Annotated in this window: 10 protein-coding genes; 6 read left to right on the forward strand and 4 right to left on the reverse strand. The window is 63.5% G+C overall.

Annotated features, from left to right (window positions below; genetic code table 11):
- Positions 1-65: 65 nt before the first annotated feature.
- From M1D51_RS04515 to M1D51_RS04525, 3 genes are read right to left on the reverse strand one after another with little or no spacing between them, the layout of a single operon-like run.
- Positions 66-1,283 carry a M24 family metallopeptidase gene (locus tag M1D51_RS04515; protein ID WP_458108693.1) on the reverse strand — a complete coding sequence of 406 codons (1,218 nt, stop codon included), beginning with the start codon at positions 1,281-1,283 and terminating at the stop codon, positions 66-68.
- Positions 1,280-3,355, reverse strand: a complete 2,076-nt coding sequence (locus M1D51_RS04520) for a DUF6807 family protein (RefSeq protein WP_458108694.1) — start codon at positions 3,353-3,355, stop codon at positions 1,280-1,282. The genes M1D51_RS04515 and M1D51_RS04520 overlap by 4 nt, the downstream gene beginning before the upstream one ends.
- Complete coding sequence (locus M1D51_RS04525; protein WP_458108695.1) at positions 3,352-4,593, reverse strand: acetylesterase; 1,242 nt, start codon at positions 4,591-4,593, stop codon at positions 3,352-3,354. Before M1D51_RS04525 ends, M1D51_RS04520 begins: the two co-directional genes overlap by 4 nt.
- Before the next feature lie 372 nt (positions 4,594-4,965).
- Here M1D51_RS04525 and M1D51_RS04530 point away from each other — a divergent pair, with 372 nt between their 5' ends.
- The 3 genes from M1D51_RS04530 to M1D51_RS04540 all read left to right on the forward strand — a co-directional run bounded on the left by M1D51_RS04530 (position 4,966) and on the right by M1D51_RS04540 (position 8,323).
- Complete coding sequence (locus tag M1D51_RS04530; RefSeq protein WP_172323639.1) at positions 4,966-5,910, forward strand: carbohydrate ABC transporter permease; 945 nt, start codon at positions 4,966-4,968, stop codon at positions 5,908-5,910.
- Positions 5,903-6,841, forward strand: coding sequence for a carbohydrate ABC transporter permease (locus tag M1D51_RS04535; protein WP_458108696.1), 939 nt, complete (start codon positions 5,903-5,905; stop codon positions 6,839-6,841). The genes M1D51_RS04530 and M1D51_RS04535 overlap by 8 nt, the downstream gene beginning before the upstream one ends.
- A gap of 114 nt (positions 6,842-6,955) precedes the next feature.
- On the forward strand, positions 6,956-8,323 hold the full coding sequence (locus M1D51_RS04540) for an ABC transporter substrate-binding protein (RefSeq protein WP_458108697.1): 1,368 nt from the start codon (positions 6,956-6,958) through the stop codon (positions 8,321-8,323).
- A 76-nt stretch (positions 8,324-8,399) separates the two neighbouring features.
- On the opposite strand, the gene M1D51_RS04545 is transcribed toward M1D51_RS04540, so the two are convergent.
- The gene (locus M1D51_RS04545; RefSeq protein WP_458108698.1) at positions 8,400-10,418 is read right to left on the reverse strand and encodes a beta-galactosidase; all 2,019 of its coding nucleotides are present in this window, start codon (positions 10,416-10,418) and stop codon (positions 8,400-8,402) included.
- A 218-nt stretch (positions 10,419-10,636) separates the two neighbouring features.
- Here M1D51_RS04545 and M1D51_RS04550 point away from each other — a divergent pair, with 218 nt between their 5' ends.
- Genes M1D51_RS04550 through M1D51_RS04560 form a run of 3 tightly spaced genes read left to right on the forward strand, consistent with a single transcriptional unit; the run spans position 10,637 to position 13,825 of the window.
- Positions 10,637-11,923, forward strand: coding sequence for an ABC transporter substrate-binding protein (locus M1D51_RS04550; protein ID WP_172323643.1), 1,287 nt, complete (start codon positions 10,637-10,639; stop codon positions 11,921-11,923).
- A gap of 31 nt (positions 11,924-11,954) precedes the next feature.
- Positions 11,955-12,905: a carbohydrate ABC transporter permease gene (locus M1D51_RS04555; RefSeq protein WP_172323644.1), complete on the forward strand. Its 951-nt coding sequence runs from the start codon at positions 11,955-11,957 to the stop codon at positions 12,903-12,905.
- Positions 12,902-13,825, forward strand: a complete 924-nt coding sequence (locus M1D51_RS04560; protein WP_172323645.1) for a carbohydrate ABC transporter permease — start codon at positions 12,902-12,904, stop codon at positions 13,823-13,825. Before M1D51_RS04555 ends, M1D51_RS04560 begins: the two co-directional genes overlap by 4 nt.
- Positions 13,826-13,830: the final 5 nt, after the last annotated feature.

Here is a 13,830-nt window from a genome sequence, read left to right on the forward strand (position 1 = left end):
CCAGACGAAAAGGGGCGGGGCCACCATCACGGTGATCCCGCCCCTTTCGTGTGGGGAGCCAGGTGTCAGGGACGCAGCGTCAGCGGACGACGGCGGCCCTCCACTTGGGTGGTCGGCCAACGGTCGTCAGTGGTCAGGATCCGCAGGCCGGATTCCGTGAGCAACACCGTGTCCTCGATCTTCACACCGGGCCCGGAGGGATTCCATGTGAAGGGCTGGTTCAGCACAATAGTGTCCCGAACATCGGCGGTGACGCGGGGATCGCGGCCAGCATAACCGGCCGGCCCGCCCTGGTGGTGCAGCGTCCACTGGTCTTCGCCGAAGCCGTGCCGGGCGTAGGCCTGCTGAATCTCGGTGAAGACGGTGTTGAGCCGGGCCCCGGGCACCGTGGCCTTGAAGATGTCGGCCTCGACGGCGGCGATGCTGGCCTCGGCGTCGAGTTCCTGGGGAGTTCCGGCGTCGAATGCCACCCAGCGGGTGAGGTTGGCAACCAGTCCGTTCCGGCGGGCGCACACCACTGCCATGGCACGGCGGCCGATGGGGGAGTGCGTGGCCAACGGATGCCGGAAGTCGCTCCGGGAAGCGCCGTTGCACAGCAGGACCAGCGGCTCGGCGCCGACGGCCACGATCCTCGCGGCAAGCTCCGAGACGAGCTGGAACTCCGTGGCTTCCGGGCTGACGGCTGTGAGGACGTCCGTCATGGCGGCCGCGGCGTCGGCAGACAATTCCGCGTAGCGGGCCGTTTCGGCCGGGAGGAGTTGTTGGCGGGCGGCACGCAGTTCCGTGGTGACGGCTGCTTCCACCAGCGGGTCACCATCAACAGCCAGCCCGGCTGCGACGGCATGCAGTTGGCCATGCCACGGAACGGTGTCCAGGCTGACGCCCTCCGGCAACTCCTCTGCGGCGATCCGGCCTGCCTCGTTGTTGAACGTGACCAGGTGGTCGCCGGAACGGTCCACCAGCAGGGCAGCGATGGGGTCGCCCGCCAGGCTGATGTGCACGCGGCTCCCGTCCAGGTACCAGGTGAGGGCCGTGTTGGAGGTGAGCAACAGCGAATCGCGGCCTGCGGCGTCCAGGATGTCCAGCACGCGCCGGCGCTTGACCGCGCGGTCGGCTACGTTGCCGGGCGCCGTTTGGCCCGGTGCCGTACGGCCGGGCACGGTAAGGCCGGGCGCCGTTGGGCCGGGGGCGGTGCGGCCGTTGGTTGCGGAGACGCTCGCCGGCCTCGATGCCTGCGTAGGTGTCTGCCCTGCCAAGGGCGTGGATTGAGTAGGCGTGGTCATGCCGGTTCCCCCAAAGTTGAGATGAGTCGTTCAATATCTTGTGTTGCCAGGAAGCCATCCGTGATGAGGACGGTGACGGTCCTATGAACCGGGCGGCCAGGTTCTGTTCTCACCGGTGCGTCCCAAGCCAGCGAAAGGCCGACGCCCGGGTAACCCGAATGCCGAACAAACCACGGGTCAGGCGCCTGCGGTGAGGCCAGGAACACCAGGGTGGCCGGGTGGCCCAGCCCGGGATCTCCGGTGACATGGGTCGGGTCGGCGGTTCCGGCGTCGAACGTTCCGGACCAAGCCAGCCACGGCGCGGCGCTGCCGTGCACGGCGTCCTCGCCACGTGCCTCGGGTGTCCAGATGGTGGCGTCGCCCACCTTCGGGAGCCGCCAAAAGAAACCCCCGTACCCGCCTTGGGGCCGCCCGTTGGAGCCGGGGCTGCCCAGCAGAACCGGATGTCCCGTGGCTGATTCCAGCGTGAAATCCAACGTCAGCTTCCACGCTGAAGGCCCGACGGCGGCCCAGCGCCACTTCCGCTGTTCGCGCAGTACCGGTGTTCCGTCCGGGCCGAGCCAGCTCAGCTGTTCGTGCCGTTCTCCGTCAACGTGCTCCGCCGATTCGGTGACGATGCGGCCGTGGTCCTTGCGCCAAACGTAGGCGCCGGCATCCCGGGTGTAGGTCCGGCCGCCCCAGAAATTGATGCCGTTCACGTCCTGGAGGGCAACGCCTGCTCCCAGATGCCACACGTGGTCCTCGGGGACGTGATCGGTAACCACAGTTCCCGCAAGGGTTCGAACAGGGTGGAGGTAGGGGCGCGGGGAGGACGTGGGCCGGATATGGGATCCGGATTGCAGGGTAGCCACCGGCGTGCCGCTGATGTCCAGAGTGTCCAGCGCGGGTCCGCTGGATGCCGTCCACGGCGCTCGGAGCTCAGCGAACGTATTCTGGCCCAGGGCTGCCCGGCGGATCAGCGATTCGATGCCGTGGACCACGGGGTGGGCGTCGTCGCCCTCGCCTTCCCAAGTGACGAAGTCGGGGTGGATTTTCCGGGGCGCATCGGCCGTGCGGATGGCTTCAAACACCGCGACATAGGCCCCCACCCCGCCAAGGGGGCTGAGGAGATCTTCTTCCGTCCGGGCGGTGAGCAAATTCTCCAGCAGGTCGATGCGGCCGAACGTCTCCACGCGGGTGCCCTGCAGGGAGCTGATTTCCAGGCGGTCTTCCGTGTAGGAGAGCGTCAGTTGCCCGAGCGTCCCATGGACGGTCACCGTCGGCGCGGATTGGACCGGTGCACACAGCGTCAGTGCGCACGTCAGCACGGTATTGCCCGCAAACCCGGTATCACCGACAATCCGGACCCGCACCACGGAGGTATCGTCGCTTTCGGTGTCATTGGCCCGGTAAAGGTCCGTCTCCACCGAGGCAACGTCGGAGACCGTCCGGGCGCCGGCAAGCCGCAGCCCGGTAGCCACGGCGTGCGCCAAGGCGTTGGTGACCACGCCGTCCACCACATCGGTGCCGTTGAGGCTTCGCTTGCCGGCCCATCGCGAGCGTTTGAAGTACGCCTTGCTCCGTAGCCACAGACCTGTGGCGCTGATGCCGCGGACTTCACCTATTTCGCCGCCGGCCACCAAGGCGTCTATTGCGGGCAGGGCCTGGGACCCCAAGCTCTGGAATCCCACTTGAACCAGGCGGCCGGCGCTCGCAGCCGCGGCCATGACGTCCTCGTATTGCGCCATGGACGCTACGGGCGGCTTTTCCAGATACACGTGTGCCCCGGCTTTGAGGGCAGCAAGGGCCAGCGGTGCGTGCGTCTGGATTGGCGTGGAAATGATGACGACGTCCGGTGCGCTTCCTGCCGCCAGGAGATCGTCCAGGGAGGGGAAGACCTCCACGCCGGGGGCCAGTTTCCCTTCGGCGGGCGGGCGGGGATCGGCCACAGCCACCAGGTCCAGCCTGCCGGCAGCAGCCAAGCGATCCAGATTGGCGAGGTGCCGTTCGCCGAAGCCGTGGACACCCACCAGGGCAACACGGGGGAGCCGCGGGTGTACCTCCGCAGTGGTGGCGGTTAAGGGCTGAGTCATGAGTCTGTCCTAGCGAGGTCAGGTGTCGGGGAAGGGCCGGGTTGGCTGGGCCGCAGTGCCGCGGCGAGGAATGCTGCGGCCTCCTCCTGCATGGCCCGGGTGAAGACGTGGGGTTCCTGCCACAAACTGCCGGTGTAGCGGGTGGGCATGCGCTCGGTCAGATGCCGGTGGGCCTCACGCATGCCCTGTTCCGGGAACAGCGGGTCAGCCAGCCCGTATTGGACCAGGACCTTTTCGGCGGCGGAGCGGACGGCAAGGTCCGGCCAGTCGCCCAGCCTGGCGAGGCCGGGGGCGTGAAGCAACCAGGAATGGGCGTCGAGGTAGGCGGGCAGCAGGGAATCGAAGGTGGTCATCATGCACGTCACCACATAGCTGCGGATCAGGGGGCTGAGGGCTGCGAGGACCATGGCGCGCCCGCCACCGCCGGAGAACCCGAGGCAGCCGAGCCGTCCGGAGTCCACGCCGGGGAGCGTTGAAAGGATGCCCAGCGCGGCGAGGTCGTCATGCGCCACGGTTCCGGCCACGCTGCTGCCCAGCAGCGTGGCGGCCTTGGCCACCGTTTCCTCGTGGGCAGCTGCCGCGGCGTCGTAAAGTTCCGCCGGGGAAGGTTCGACGCCGGCCTCCCGCCAGAGTGCCTGCCGTCCGTTGACGGCGGCGGCGGTGCGCCAGGGCGGGGTGTCCAGCCCAAAGCCGCGGCTTCCCCACATGAAGGTGTCGTGGGCCAGTACTGCGAACCCCTGCTGCGCCATCCAGGTGGCCAGTGCCCGGCCGCCGTAGAGCCTTTGCCGTACCTCGGCCGGGATCGGGCCAAAGGGGAGCATCGTCCTGCTGGAGCCGGCTGCGGTGGAGGTGCCGCCGTCGTGATCCTGTTCCTTGTCCGGAAGGGACACAAGCCGTGCCGCTCCGTGGGATTTGACTCCACCATGGCAGTGCAGGGCCAGAATGCCGGGAAGCGGAGCGGTTTCGCCGGCGGGCCGCACGAACCACGCCGATGTCCTGGGGCCGAATCCCGGCTGCCATGACAAATGTGAGGTGGTGACGCCGTCACGATCGGCTTCCCAGTGCACTGTGTACTCAAGATCCGGTGTTACGGAAGGAACGCCAAGTGTGTCAGCCAGTTGTTGCGCGGCCGGAGAAGCCGCTTCGAAGCGATGGCGCACGGCATAGTCCGGCCAGTCTTCGTAGCGCGCCAGTGCGCTGGGACGAATGGGCGTCTCTGCCATGTCAGCCGCGCTCATGGCAGTCGCAGTCGGTGGGGAACAATAGTGTCCTGCCTTATTGATGCGTCAAGGGTGTGCGGGGCGCACGCCGGGCGTCTTCAGCGTGGCGAAATCGGATTCAGCAGCTTCATCAGAAAACGCTTTCTCAAAAATTAGCAAAAGGCTGTACATGGGTCAAGAAAACGTTTACTTTGGTACGGAGCCGCTGAAGCCCAGGACCCAAATCCTGGTCCCTCAGGGGAAGTGCCGGAAGATGGGCGCTCCCCGGAAGGCAAGCACCAACCAGACTCGAAGTCCGTGGATGGCCACGATGACCAAAGGAGACCACATGGCCGCTGTACTACACACGGGGACGCCGCAAGGCGTTCGCGGGCCGGCGAGGGGGAAGCGATGAGCGCCATAGGCGAACTCTCAACGATGACCCGCCGCAAGGGCCCCATGACCAAGGAAGAGAAGAAGGCCAACGGCCGCGACAACAAGGCCGCGTACATCTTCCTCCTTCCCTGGCTGATTGGCCTTCTCGCCATCACCGTGGGCCCCATGATGATGTCGTTGTACCTGTCCTTTACGGACTACAACCTCCTGCAGCCCCCGGAATGGGTGGGCTTGGATAACTTCGTCCGCATGTTCGGCGACGCCAGGCTCCACAACTCCCTGGGTGTGACCTTCACGTACGTCCTGGTAGGTGTCCCGCTGCAGCTGGCGGTGGCGCTGATAATTGCCCTGGTCCTGGACAAGGGTCTCCGCGGACTTCCGTTCTACCGGTCCATCTTCTACTTGCCGTCCCTGCTGGGTGGCTCCGTTGCAGTGGCTATCCTGTGGAAGCAGATCTTCGGCACCACTGGCCTGGTCAACCAGGTTCTGGCGATGGTAGGCATAGAGGGCCCGGGCTGGATCTCGGACCCCAACACTGCGCTTGGCTCCATCATCCTGCTCCACGTGTGGACGTTCGGCAGCCCCATGATCATCTTCCTGGCCGGCCTGCGCCAGATCCCCACCATGTACTACGAAGCTGCCGAAGTTGACGGCGCCACCACACTTCAGAAGTTCTGGCGGATCACCCTGCCGATGCTGAGCCCCATCATCTTCTTCAACCTGGTCCTGCAGATCATCGGTTCGTTCCAATCCTTCACCCAGGCGTTCATCGTCTCGGGCGGCAACGGCGGCCCGTCGGACTCCACCATGTTCTTCACCCTGTACCTGTACCAAAAGGGCTTCGGCCAGTTCGATATGGGTTACGCCTCAGCGATGGCCTGGTTCCTGCTGGTCATCATCGGTGCCTTCACCGCCATCAACTTCATCGCTTCAAAGTATTGGGTGTTCTACGATGACTAAACTCCAGACCCTCCCCGCAGCCTCTTCCGACGACGCCAACGCCGGCAAGTCCGGCAAGGGCCCGCGCCGCCGCGAGTCCCGTGGCAGCCTCGCTTTCAGCCGCAGCGCCCGCATTAAGGGCCTGGTCAAGCACGCCATCCTGATCATTGTGGGCGGTGTGATGATCTACCCGCTGCTGTGGATGGTGGTTTCCTCCCTGCGGCCCAACGACCTCATCTTCCGCGAACCCGGCCTGTGGCTGGAAAACCTGGAGATGAGCAACTACACCGATGGCTGGTCCGCGCTGACGCACCCGTTCGGGCACTACATGGTCAACTCGGCGATCGTGGTTCTTGGCTCCATCCTTGGCAACCTGATCTCCTGCTCCATGGCTGCCTACGCGTTCGCCCGCCTGCAGTTCACCGGCAAGAAGATCTTCTTCGGCATCATGCTGCTGACCATCATGCTTCCGTTCCACGTGGTGATCGTGCCGCAGTACATCCTGTTCTCGCAGATCGGCTGGGTGAACACCTTCTGGCCGCTGATTGTGCCCAAGCTCCTGGCCACCGACGCATTCTTCGTGTTCCTGATGGTCCAGTTCATCCGTGGTATTCCCAAGGACCTCGATGAAGCAGCGCGCATCGATGGCGCCGGCCACCCCAGGATCTTCCTCCGCGTCATCCTGCCCCTGATGGTTCCGGCCTTGGCCACCACCACTATCTTCACGTTCATCTGGACGTGGAACGACTTCTTCGGCGCCTTGATCTACCTCACGGATCCGGACATGTTCACTGTCCCCGTGGCACTCCGGGCTTTCGTTGATTCGCAGTCGGCAACCAGCTGGGGATCCCTCTTCGCGATGTCCATTGTGTCCCTGCTCCCCGTCTTCCTGGTGTTCCTGTTCGGGCAGCGCTTCCTCATCAAGGGCATCGCCACCACCGGCATCAAATAAGACAACTAGAACAAGTCCGTCTCTTGTAATACAAGATTGTGACTTGTATCATAATCCCAACGGGAAAACGCTTTCTCACATTCGCATCGAGATCAAAGAAGATCGGAGACAACAGTGCCGGAAAATCCAAAGGGTGAAGCAGTCGCCCCCGCAACTGCCTCGAAAACCCGTGTAACAGCGCCCAAGGCCAAGCGCAGGCTTCGTGCCTCCGCCCTCGTTGCGGCAACAGCCGCCGCTGTCCTCGCCCTCACCGCTTGTGGCGGCGGCGGATCGGAAGCGAAGAGCGCCGATGGCAAAGTGGAGCTTCGCTTCTCATGGTGGGGCGGGGACAAGCGTGCACAACTGACGCAGGAAGCAATTGCCGCCTTTGAAGCGGAAAACCCCAACATCAAGATCAAGCCGGAGTATGGCGACTGGAGTGGCTACTGGGACAAACTGGCCACCCAGGTTGCCGCCAACGACGCCCCGGACATCATTCAGATGGACGAAAAGTACATCACCGAATACTCCAGCCGTGGCGCTCTGCTGGACCTTTCCAAGCACGACATCGACACCTCCAAGCTCGATGAAGCCGCGTTGAACGCCGGCAAGGGCGAGGACGGGCTCACCGGCATCGCGGCGGGCATCAACGCCGCCACCATCCTCGCCAACCCGGCGGTCTTCCAGGCCGCGGGCGTACCGCTTCCTGACGACAAGACCTGGACATGGGAAGACTTCGAACGCATCGCGGCCGAGGTTACGGCCAAGTCCCCGAAGGGAACCTACGGTGCGGCTGCATACGGAACGGATGAAGCCTCCCTTGGTGTATGGCTGCGACAGAACGGCAAGTCGCTGTACACGCAGGACGGCAAGCTTGGCTTCGAGCCCTCGGACATCAAGGGCTACTGGGAATTCCTGAAGCAGATGAGCGAGAACAAGGCAGTGCCCACGGCCTCGGAAATCGTCGAAGCTGAAGCTGCCCCGCTGGATCAGAGTGGTCTGGCCACCGGCAAGAACGGCATGGCCTTCTGGTGGTCCAACCAGCTTCCGGCTCTTGAGAAGGCTGCCGGCGGCGAGTTGCAGATCCTCCGCTTCCCGTCCAAGACCGGCAAGGCTGAAGACGCCGGGCTCTGGTACAAAGCCTCGCAGTTCTGGTCCGCTTCCTCCCGGACCAAGCACCCTGAAGAGGCGGCCAAGTTCATCAACTTCCTCGCTAACAACGTCAAGGCCGGCGAGGTCCTCCTTGCGGACCGCGGCGTCTACCCCAACTCGGAGGTCCGCGAGGCAATTGCTCCCAAGCTGGCCAAGGCAGACGTGAAGGTGGTGGACTTCATCGGCGCCATCAAGGAAGAGCTTGGGGAGGCTCCGGCAGCTCCGCCGAAGGGCGCCGGTGCCATCCAGGAAATCATCAAGCGCTACACCTCCGAGGTCATGTTCAACAGGCTCTCGGCGGAAGAAGCAGGCAAGAAGGCCGTGGACGAAATGAAGTCAGCCATCAGCTAGCTTCGCCCGGCAACAACAACCGCGCCCCGGATTGGTCCGTAAGGATCAAACCGGGGCGCGGTTTTTTGTGTGCGGGTCAGTCTTCGGCGATGACGGCCACGGCTCCGGCGGGAACAACGCCAGTGAAGCGCGCACCGCTCAGCAGTTCGTCGCCGTCGGCCTTGACCGGGGCATCCTCACGGCTGTGGTTGATGGCGAACAGGAACGTGCGGCCGTCGTCGGCGCGCCTGCGGGAAAGTTCGACGCCGGCAGCCGCCTCGGTGACGGCACTTACCCCTGCTTCCGCCACGAGCCGGGCGGTCAGGGCGTCGATGCCGGCCGCGTCCGGAAGCGTGGCCAAATACCAGGCCGAACCGTTGCCGACGGATCGGCGCGTCAGGGCCGGAACGCCGTCGAGCGGGTAGTCGGTGAAGGTCGCAAGAACCTCCGTACCTTCTTCAGCGCGGACGTGCTCGCTCCACACGGTGCCCACCGTCCCATCACTCAACGTGACCGAGGTTCCCGGAAACAGGGGGTGGAATTCCTCGCTTCGGATCCCCAGCAAGTCCCGGAAAGCACCCGGGTAGCCGCCCAGCCGGACATGGTCCCGCTCGTCGACGATGCCACTGAAATAGGTGATGAGGACTGTGGCCCCGGCTTCCGCTGCCGCCGCGATGGAGGCAGCCGCGGTGTCCGTGACGGAGTACAAGGTGCACGCCAGGATCAGGTCGTAACCGGAGAGATCGCCGGTGGGGTGAATAAAATCCGCAGTGATTCCGCGCAGGTACAGGGCGCGGTGGAAGGCGCGCATGGTGTCGAGGTATTTCAACGAATTGTTGGGGTGTGAGTCCAGCTCCGAGGCCCACCAGGCTTCGTAGTCGAAGACCACGGCAACCCTGGATTCCACGCGGGATCCTTTGACGGGTTCCAGTTTGGACAACGCCTCGCCCAGGTCCACCACGTTGCGCCACACCTGCGTGTCGCGGCCGCCGTGGGGAACCATCGCCGAGTGGAACTTCTCCGAGCCCGCCTTGCTTTGCCGCCACTGGAAGAACATCACGGCATCGGCGCCGCGGGCAACGTGGGCCAGGGAGTTCCGGAGCATTTCGCCGGGCATCTTGGGCTGGTTGTGGGGTTGCCAGTTGACCGCCGAGGTGGAGTGTTCCATGAGGATCCATGGCTGGCCTCCCGCTATGCCGCGGGTTAGGTCGGCGCTGAAGGCGAGTTCAATTTCGCGCTCCGGGTCTGCGGCCACGAGGTAGTGATCGTTGGCGATCACGTCCATGTCCTTGGACCAATCGAAGTAGTCCAGGGCCTTGGTGGCACTGGAGACCATGAAGTTGGTGGTCGCCGGAACATTGGGGGTGACCTCGCGGATCACCGCCAGCAGTTCGCGGTAGTAGTCCATGAACACCCACGAGTTGAACCGGGCAAAGTCCAGTTGCTGGCCCGGGTTGAGTGTGGTGGGAGCCGCTCCCGGCGGGATGATTTCAGCGAATGAAGCGTAGTGCTGGGACCAGAACGCTGTTCCCCAGGCGTCGTTGAGGGCCTCGATGGTGCCGTAGCGGCGTTCCAGCCAGGCGCGGAAAGCGGCAGCATCTTCCTCGCCGTAAAACTCACCAACATGGCAGCCAAGCTCGTTGTCCACATGCCACAGCGCCAAGGCGGGGTGGTCTTTATAGCGTTCGGCGATCACACGCGTCATGGTGGTGGCGTACCTGCGGTAGACAGCCGACGACGGCGTGTAGTGGCGTCGGGAGCCCCGCTCCAGCCGCACTCCTTCCGCGGTGACGGGCAGGATTTCGGGGTGTTTGCGGGCTAGCCAGGCCGGGGGAGAAGCGGTGGCCGTGGCTAGTGCCACCTTGATCCCGGCTCCATGGAGGTTGTCCAAAACATCGTCCAGCCAGCCGAAATCATAGGTGCCTTCGGTGGGCTCGAGGAGGCCCCAGGAGAAGATGGCGACGCTCAGGAAGTTCACGCCGGCCTCCTTCATCAGCTCGATGTCTTCGACGCGGATGTCTTCAGGCCACTGCTCGGGGTTGTAGTCCCCGCCGTAAGCGAGGCCGTCGATGGCGTTCCAGACAGGAGGCCTGCTGGTGTTTTCGGGGAAGGTCAAAGGGACTCCTTCGTCGTGGTGGCGGGTTCAGTCTCGGCTGGGGTCGGAGGCCATGCAAGCAGCCTAGCCGTGAAACAGGCGGGAAGCAGCTTCCTTGGAAAACGCTTGCCCAGATTCACAATTAGGGATATTGTATCGATTCAGAACGAGTGTAAGCGAGATCACTGCCACGTTGTAGAGACCTCGGAAGCTTGCACCAACTGAGCAAGGAGGCTCTCATGATTGATAGAAGGAAATTCCTCGGAACAGTGGCACTCGGCACCGCATCTGCCGCGTTCCTGGCTGCCTGTGGCCAGTCCTCTTCCCCGGCCCAAACCGGCTCCGCGGACAACCCCGTCACCATCACCTACACCTGGTGGGGCAACGACGACCGTGCAGAACGTACCCGCAAGGCCATTGCCCTGTTTGAATCCAAGAACCCGGACATCAAGGTCAACGGCAACTTCTCGGATTTCGCCGGGTACTGGCAGAAGCGCGCTACCGAAGCTGCCGGTGGCGGACTTCCGGACGTCATGCAGTGGGACCTGTCCTACCTGCGCGACTACGGCCAGCGCAACCAGCTCCTTGACCTGGGCACCGTGAAGATCAATACGGACGCATTCGAAAAGTCGCTTCTTCCCTCGGGCCAGATCCGGGGCAAGACCTACGGCATTCCCACCAGCACCAACGCTTTCGCGGTCTACTACGATCCCGCCAAGCTCGCCTCCCTGGGCATCGCCGAGCCGGATGGCTCCTGGAACTATAAGGAATTCAACGCCTTCCTTACCGAGGTGGGCCAGAAGGGCAACGGCACGTTGTTCGGCAGCACCGACTACACCGGAGTGTGGTGGATGTTCAACATCTGGCTGCGCCAGAACAACATCCAGGCCTTTACCGAGGACGGAAAGCTGGGCTTCACCAAGGATGACCTGAAGAAGTGGCTGAACATGACCTCGGAGCTGCGCGGCACCGGAGCCATTGTGGGCGAGGACAAGGTAACGCAGTTGCTGCCCAAGTCCCCGTTCGGTTCCAACGTCACTGCAACCGAGGTCACGTGGGATAACTTCATGGCCGGCTACCTCGCGGACAGCGGCGCCAAGGACCTCAAGCTGGTTCCCGTCCCCTCCGACGATCCGGACAACCTGGGCCTGTTCCTCAAGCCCTCCATGCTGATGGTGGCCAGCGCCAAGACCAAGAACAAGGACGCTGCAGCGCGGTTCATCGACTTCATGGTCAACGATCCCGAGGTGGGCCAGATCTTCAAGACCTCCCGCGGGGTCCCGGCGTCGAAGACCCAGCGTGACGGAACCACCTTCGAAGGCACCGACAAACTGGTGGTGGACTACGAGAAGTCCATTGAGAAATACCTCAAGGATGCACCGGAGCCGCCCATTGTTGGCTTCGGCACACTGGAATCAACGTTCAAGCGCGTTGCCCAGGACCTGAACTACGGCAAGCTCACCGTGGACGGCGCCGCTGATGCGTGGTTCAAGGAAGCCGAAGACCTTATCAAGCAGAACGCCTGATTCAGGCTTTCATGACTGACGGACTATTCTCGTGACGCAAAGCCCAACCTTGAGCAGGCGCGCCGCCTCCGCTCCCTCGCAGCCGCGTAAATCGCGGCGGCGGGGGGCGGACACCCGCGCCGGATACACCTTCCTGCTGCCGTGGCTGCTGGGATTCATCGCCCTGACCGTTGGGCCGATGATCTCTTCGCTGTACCTTTCCTTCACCAACTACAACCTGTTCGATGCCCCCAAGTGGATTGGCCTGGACAACTACACGTCCCTCTTCCAGGACGAGCGGTTCCTGCAGTCCGTGGGCGTGACCATGCAGTACGTGGTCTTTGGTACCCCGCTGAAGCTGGCGGCGGCGTTGGCGATCGCGATGTTGCTCAACAGCAAGCGCAAGGGCCAGGGCTTCTACCGGTCCGCGTTCTACGCCCCGTCACTGATCGGCGCTTCGGTGTCCATCGCCATCGTATGGAAGGCCATGTTCGGCGATTCCGGTCCCGTAGACCAGGGCCTGTCCTTCTTCGGGATCAACCTGGGCGGTTGGGTGGGTAACCCCAACATGACCATGGGCATGATGATCCTGCTGACCGTCTGGCAGTTCGGTGCCCCGATGGTGATCTTCCTGGCCGGCCTCAAGCAGATCCCGGTGGACCTCTACGAGGCAGCCTCGATGGACGGTGCCGGCCCGGTCCGGAAGTTCATGAACATCACCTGGCCCATGCTCTCCCCGGTGATCTTCTTCAACCTGCTGATGGAAACCATCCACGCGTTCCAGATCTTCGCTTCGGCCTACATCATCTCCAACGGTGAAGGCGGCCCGGCCGGCTCCACCCTCTTCTACACCCTTTACCTGTACTTGCGCGGTTTCTCCGATTTCCGGATGGGCTACGCCTCGGCGATGGCCTGGCTCCTGGTGATCGTGGTCGGCATCATCACGCTGATCTTCTTCAAGACCTCCAAGTCCTGGGTCCACTACAGCGGTGATTCGAAATGACAACCATGGCAACCCCCACCCAGCCCGCTCCCACCAAACCCCCAGCGGCGCAGGTCTATAACCCCAAGTCCGAGTCAACCGCGGTCAAGCGGATCAAGAGCACCATCTTCCACGTCGTTGCCCTGGCACTGGTGGCGATGGTCCTCTACCCGGCGCTGTGGATGATCTCGGCATCGTTCAAGCCGAACTCCGAGATCGGCGGTGCCAACAACGCACTGTTGTCCGCCAACTTCAGTTTCGATAACTTCATCACGGCCATGGAAGGCATCGGCGGGGTCTCCACCCTGACGTTCTTCACCAACTCACTGATCCTGGCCGTCGGAGCAGTGGTGGGAACCGTCCTCTCGGCATCCATCTCCGCGTATGCCTTCGCCCGGATCAACTTCCCCGGACGTGGGTTGTTCTTCGGCATGATGATCGCCACCTTGCTCCTGCCTTTCCACGTGGTGATCATCCCGCAGTACATCGTGTTCCAGCAGCTTGGCCTGGTGGACACCTACGTCCCGCTGTTGATCGGCAAGTTCCTCGCCGCCGATGCGTTCTTCGTCTTCCTCATGGTCCAGTTCATGCGCGGCCTCCCGGCTGAACTGGATGAGGCGGCCCGCATCGATGGCGCCGGGCACGTGAGGATCTTTGGATCCATCATGCTCCCCCTGATGAAGCCTGCCCTGATCTCCACGTCGATCTTCTCCTTCATCTGGAGCTGGAACGACTTCCTGGGCCCGCTGCTGTACCTGAACACCCCGGAAAAGTACCCGCTTCCCTTGGCGTTGCGGCTCTTCGTGGACCAGACCCAGAGCTCGGACTACGGAGCCATGATCGCCATGTCCGTCCTGGCCCTCCTGCCCGTACTGGTCTTCTTCCTGGTCTTCCAGCGCTACATCGTCGAAGGCGTTTCGACGCAGGGCCTCAAGGGCTAAGGACA

The sequence above is a fragment of the Arthrobacter sp. R3-55 genome, from assembly GCF_054161505.1.